General features: G+C 58.8%; 4 protein-coding genes and 1 pseudogene. 1 reads left to right on the top strand and 4 read right to left on the bottom strand.

Annotated elements, in window-relative coordinates:
* Positions 1-866, bottom strand: a pseudogene (locus tag NW820_RS09855) (hypothetical protein); the annotation flags it as partial.
* Positions 867-1,035: 169 nt separating this feature from the next.
* Here NW820_RS09855 and NW820_RS09850 point away from each other — a divergent pair.
* The gene (locus tag NW820_RS09850) at positions 1,036-2,496 is read left to right on the top strand and encodes a BCD family MFS transporter (protein ID WP_414407390.1); all 1,461 of its coding nucleotides are present in this window, start codon (positions 1,036-1,038) and stop codon (positions 2,494-2,496) included.
* Here the strand turns inward: NW820_RS09850 and NW820_RS09845 are convergent.
* The 3 genes from NW820_RS09845 to NW820_RS09835 all read right to left on the bottom strand — a co-directional run bounded on the left by NW820_RS09845 (position 2,493) and on the right by NW820_RS09835 (position 5,039).
* On the bottom strand, positions 2,493-2,846 hold the full coding sequence (locus NW820_RS09845) for a DUF6464 family protein (protein WP_071818178.1): 354 nt from the start codon (positions 2,844-2,846) through the stop codon (positions 2,493-2,495). The two genes, NW820_RS09850 and NW820_RS09845, sit on opposite strands and share 4 nt — an antisense overlap.
* 300 nt (positions 2,847-3,146) lie before the next feature.
* A complete protein-coding gene (locus NW820_RS09840) occupies positions 3,147-4,649 on the bottom strand; it encodes a DUF697 domain-containing protein (RefSeq protein WP_414407389.1) in 1,503 nt (500 codons plus the stop codon).
* Between the two features lie 210 nt (positions 4,650-4,859).
* Positions 4,860-5,039, bottom strand: a complete 180-nt coding sequence (locus tag NW820_RS09835; protein WP_414407388.1) for a hypothetical protein — start codon at positions 5,037-5,039, stop codon at positions 4,860-4,862.
* Positions 5,040-5,127: the final 88 nt, after the last annotated feature.

Genomic DNA, 5,127 nt, shown 5'->3' with positions numbered 1-5,127 from the left:
GGGGTTGGGTCGGCGGCTTGCTCAGCCCGAAAATCGCTGAGGCGCTGCCCGGTGAGGCTGGCCCGTTCACCGTTTTGATTGAAGAAAAGGCGCTGGCCCCAAATAGCCTCGCCCACCCTATCTTCGGTGCGGTTCTCGATCACCGTAATGCTGGTGCCCTCGCGGGTGGCCAAAATGGCCAGTACGGCTGGGTTACCGGGATAGGATTGGTAGTTGAACAACACCGGGTTGAATTGAGCGGATCCCCCGGCAGGGATAGGCAAAAAGGCAGCTTGGGCGCTCACCAACACATGGCTATCCCGTGGAGCCAGCAGGGAGTTCCGGTTGCCGGCCCAAGAGCCGGGATCATGTAAGTAGCGGCGCAGATTCCCCAGCAGCTCTCGCAACGACACGGGTTGCAGGGGTTTTCCTTTTTCGTTGCCCACCAGCACCTGTAGGCTGTCGAGGGGCAGGTCGGCAGACAGATCGGCAAAGTTGGGGTAGCGGATCACCGGCATCAAGCTCAGCTCGTAGTGACCCGTTCTGGGGTTGAGCTGGTGTACCTGGATGGTCATGTCGCTGATGTTGGGGCCAAGGGCAGATCCCTTGTGGCGTCCGGTATCTTCCCAGGTGATGTTGACGATATCCAGCCCATACTGCTTTGCCAAGGCTCGCGCTTGCGGATCCCAGGTCATGGAGATCGTCTGGTCAATCACCTGCCTGTAGGCCAAGTACTCTGCCCACTCTGAAGGCGAGGGGGAAGAAAGGGACTGGTGGAGGGGAAAATCCATAGGGGTTGCCTGAGAAGTAGACACCATCGGCGGAGCGGCCAGGGAAATGCCCACCCAGCTCAGTGAACTCAGCAGCCAGGGGATGGGGGCGCGCATAGCAATATTCCTGAGGATTGGAAATTGGGGGACTATACCCTGACAATAGCTCCCAAAAGGGGAGAGGACGTGGCGGTTTCACTTTTGGCAACCCCATGCTTTTGCCGGGATCCCAGGCTGCCTGGGCTACGATAAAAGGCTGTAGCACCCTTTCGAATCATTCCAGATCATGGCCAATATCCGCCGGGATCCCGAGGTCAACGCTTCTGTGGCTTCTGTAACTCCAGCTTCTCCAGAGCCTCAGGTGCAGGTTCAGTCTTTGCCGCTGCATGTCATGTTCCGCCTGGGCCTGTTTCAAATGGGCTTGGGAATGATGTCGCTGCTCACTCTGGGAGTGCTGAACCGCGTCATGATCGACACGGATCTGCTGGCCATCCCGGCCACAGTGGTGGGGGGATCCCTGGCCATGCACCAGTTGGTCTCCCCGGCTCGGGTTTGGTTTGGGCAGCTCTCGGATGCCAAGCCCCTGTTTGGCCTGCATCGCACCGGCTATGTGCGTCTGGGATCGGTGCTATTTGCCGTTTGTATCTTCCTGGGGGTGCAGGTGGTGTGGGGTTTGGGGGATAGCTTTGCGGCTACGGGCTGGTCTGGAGCCACCTATGGCTGGATAGGCTTGGCCTGTTTGATGTTTGCCCTTTATGGTCTCTGCCTCAGCGCCTGCTCCACGCCTTTTGCGGCTTTGCTGGTGGATGTGTCAGACGAGGACAACCGCTCTAAGTTGGTGGGGATCGTCTGGTCTATGTTGATGGTGGGGATTGCCGGCGGGGCCATTGGCTCGGCAGTTCTGCTGCGGGGCTTGGATCCGGACAACCTGCAGAGCACCATTAATCGCCTCTTCATCATCATTCCAGCCGTGGTGATCCTGCTGGGGGTGGTTGCCACCTGGGGGGTGGAAAAGCGCTATTCCCGCTACGGATCCCGTTCCACCTTGGCCGGACGGGAAGACCAAATCACCCTGGGTACGGCCATCAAGGTGCTGACCGCCAGCCGCCAAACCCTGATCTTTTTCGGCTTCTTGGTGTTGATGACCATGGGCCTGTTTATCCAACAGCCGATCCTAGAACCCTACGGCGGCGAGGTGTTTGGCATGACGGTGGCCCAGAGCACCCAACTCAATGCCTTTTGGAGTTTGGGCATTTTGGTGGGGATTGTGCTGACCGGATTTTTCATCGTGCCTAAGCTAGGCAAGCAGACAACGGCTCGTCTGGGCTGTCTGCTGGTGGCAATCTCTTTTGGGCTGACCATTGCCTCAGGGTTTACAGGCAATCCACGGCTGTTGCAACTGTGCATGATCCTGTTTGGCTTGGCTTCTGGGATCACCACCAATGGCGCCATTAGCCTCATGTTGGACTTGACGGCAGCGGAGACGGCAGGCACCTTTATCGGGGCTTGGGGTCTGGCCCAGGCCATGTCCCAGGCGGTTTCCACCTTGCTCGGCGGGGCTTTGCTCGATCTGGGGCGCATTCTCTTCCCCACTTCTTCAGTGCTTGCCTATGCCACCGTCTTTGGGGTGGAGGCAGCGGTGATGTTGCTGGCCGTGTATTTGCTGGGACGGGTGAGCGTGGCCGAGTTTCGCGAAAAGACCAACCGTGCGCTGACCCAGGTGTTGGCTCTGGAGCTGGAGGGCTAGCAACGCGGGGCCGACTCGTAGTGGGGGCAGCCCTGACAGGGCCCGCTGGGGTTGACGGCACAACGCAGCAAGGGCGAGTGAGCATTAAACCGACAGGAGGGATCCCCCAGGCAATTCCCTGCTTCCTGCGGTGGGTTTACCGAACGCACCAAGGCGCGGATCCCACACAGGTGGTATTTGCCTTGCCGGAGCCGGTAGGAATGACGCTTTTCCAGAACTAGGTAGTGCTGCTCTGCCAGTTGGACGTAGGTGCCCGGATGGGGACTACTCTGCCAAGGACATTCCTCCACCACCTCTCCTGAATCCACATCAATCCACTGAATGGGCAGGGTCAGGTTGGGGGAAGACATAAGGTGCCAACGGAGCCAGTTTAGGGCAGCAGACTACAGGATGATGGGCTTGGTTTGACCCATGATAAGACCTGGGCAGCTTTTTCCGGCAACACTGACTAATGTTCCTAATGTTCTCTCTTCTGTGACTTGGATCCCGCTGATTTACAGAACTTCTACAAAGTCAAGCCCAGAAAAAGCTGTATCAGAAAAAGCTGTATTTAGAAAGCTGTATTCAGTGTAATGGAGTAATGGATTTTCCGCAGCGGGCGGAGAACGGGATAGGTTGGGCCTGCGGCGGCGAAAAGACGGATGCTTGGACTAGCTGTTGGAATGGGCTTGGCGGGCCAGTTGGGTGAGAAAGGCCAGAGGATGACGGTTTTGGAGCTGCTGCCTAATCCGCTCTTGCAGGATTTCCTCTTGCCAGGGATCCCCAGAGGACAGCCACTCTAGGTAACTGAGCCCCGCCACCCGTGTCAGATAGGCCCCCGTCACTGCCTGCAGGGGGATCCCCATAACCATCAAGGGGCTGGCCTTGAGCAGAGAGCCCAAAGCCTGAGTAGCCAGCTCCAGCCCCCCCAGTTGCACCACCATTTGCGCCAAACTCTGGGCAATTTGCTGGGCCCGGCGCAAGGTAATGCGTCGGTCAAACACCTGGTGCAGTTCCCCAATCATGCGCGCCTGAATGGCTACTCCTGCCAGCACATCCAAAGCAGGAAGAGGGTTTGCCGCCAGGGCAGCAGCGGTGGCCCACTGCATCCGTTCCACGATCTGGCGACCCTGTTGGCGACGTTCTTCTTGGAGGGCCTGCTGGACGGCTTCGCTGAGAGTTCGGGTTTGCAACAAGGCATTGGCCAAGCGCAGGTGGGATCCCTTCTGCTGCAGCAGGTGAGCCATTTGTTGAATGAGGGCCTCTGTCTCGGGGGGCTGCGGCTCCCAAGTTTCCCGCACAGAGCCATCTTCGGAGTAGTAGCGAACCTTCAGGGGTTCTGGATCGGCGGCGATGGCCACCACCTGTTCGGCGGGGATCACACCGGCAGTGCGCCGGCGCAAATGGGTCAAGATGGTCTCTACATCCTCCGGCAGCATCTGATCGGTTTTGTTGAGGGCCAGGATGGCGGATTTGCCCAGCCGGGCCAACTCCAGCATTTCGGCATATTCCGAAGCCAGCAGATCCCCGGCCACCACCAAGATCAGCAGATCCGCCTTCTGGGCTAAGGCGCGGGCTTCCGCTTCCCCTGCCCCTCCAATCGTCAGCAGCCCAGGTGTGTCGGTAAGGGAAATGGGGCCGTTCCAGCCCTCCAATTGGTAGGTGTGGATGGATCCCTGCTGGGTGGTGCCCAGGGTGGGGGCCGTTTCGCCCACTGGTCGGCCCATCAAGGCATTGATCAACGAGGTCTTGCCGGCGGAACTGGTGCCGAACACCACCAGATGCAATTCCTCCTGGTTAAGCCGCTGATTGATCTCTTGCAGCTTGGCACGCAGGGCACGGCGACTGATGTCATTCTGCAGCTTCTGGATCAGGCGATCGGCATCTTCCAGATCGGCTTGCACCTGATTCCGAGTTAACTTAACCCGCCGCAGCGGTTGTGTCCGCTGGTTTGGAGTACTTTGCCGTCGGCCAGCCTGCTGCCACCAATGGCGCGCTGCCAGACCTGCTGCTGCTGTCCCTCCCAGGATCCCGGCCACTGCCAGATCCGCCAGCGGCAACGAATGGGGGGCGATAAAGCTATAGATCCCGCTAACCCATTGCAGATATTGGCTCAGGGCCGCCAAACCCAGCCCTGCCCACAACCACACCCAAGTGGAGCGCGACAGCACCATCCCAACCCACAGCCTGCCCAGATCTCCAGATCAAAAAGCCAAAATCGACCGGTCATCCCAGAGGACAGCCCCCGCTGTCAACTGAATCTGCAACCGCTTCTCCAGCATAGGGCTTGCTGTAGCTGAGCATACAATTTTGTCAAGAGTTTTGCTGGGGATCAGCCACCCGCAAGTAAAAGAGGAAGGGGAAGCAGGAAGTCAAAAACACCCTCAGCTCAACCGGCCCCATGAGCCAGGGATCCCCTCTCCCAAAATCGCCGGCGGCTCCAGCGGTGCCGGCAAAAACTCGCCCCCGCGATAATCCAACAGCTGCACCAGCAGCAAGTAGCCCACCCCCAGAGCAATGGCCAGGATCCCTGTAACGATTGCTACCCACTTAGGCCGCTCCACGCTGAATCTCCCCAATAAAGTGCTGGATCTCGATGCTTCTATGATGCCCGAAGTGGTGGCCCAATTCCTAACGCGGCGGGATCAAGAC

Origin of the sequence: Synechococcus sp. R55.7 (genome assembly GCF_047461955.1) — a bacterium.
Classification (GTDB): domain Bacteria; phylum Cyanobacteriota; class Cyanobacteriia; order Thermostichales; family Thermostichaceae; genus Thermostichus.
This window is presented reverse-complemented; position numbering and strand designations above follow the sequence as displayed.

Excerpts from the sequence above, each read along its gene's own strand:
- NW820_RS09850 (WP_414407390.1), top strand. The coding sequence starts at position 1,036 with ATGGCCAATATCCGCCGGGATCCCGAGGTCAACGCTTCTGTGGCTTCT.
- NW820_RS09840 (WP_414407389.1), bottom strand. The coding sequence starts at position 4,649 with ATGGTGCTGTCGCGCTCCACTTGGGTGTGGTTGTGGGCAGGGCTGGGT.
- NW820_RS09845 (WP_071818178.1), bottom strand. The coding sequence starts at position 2,846 with ATGTCTTCCCCCAACCTGACCCTGCCCATTCAGTGGATTGATGTGGAT.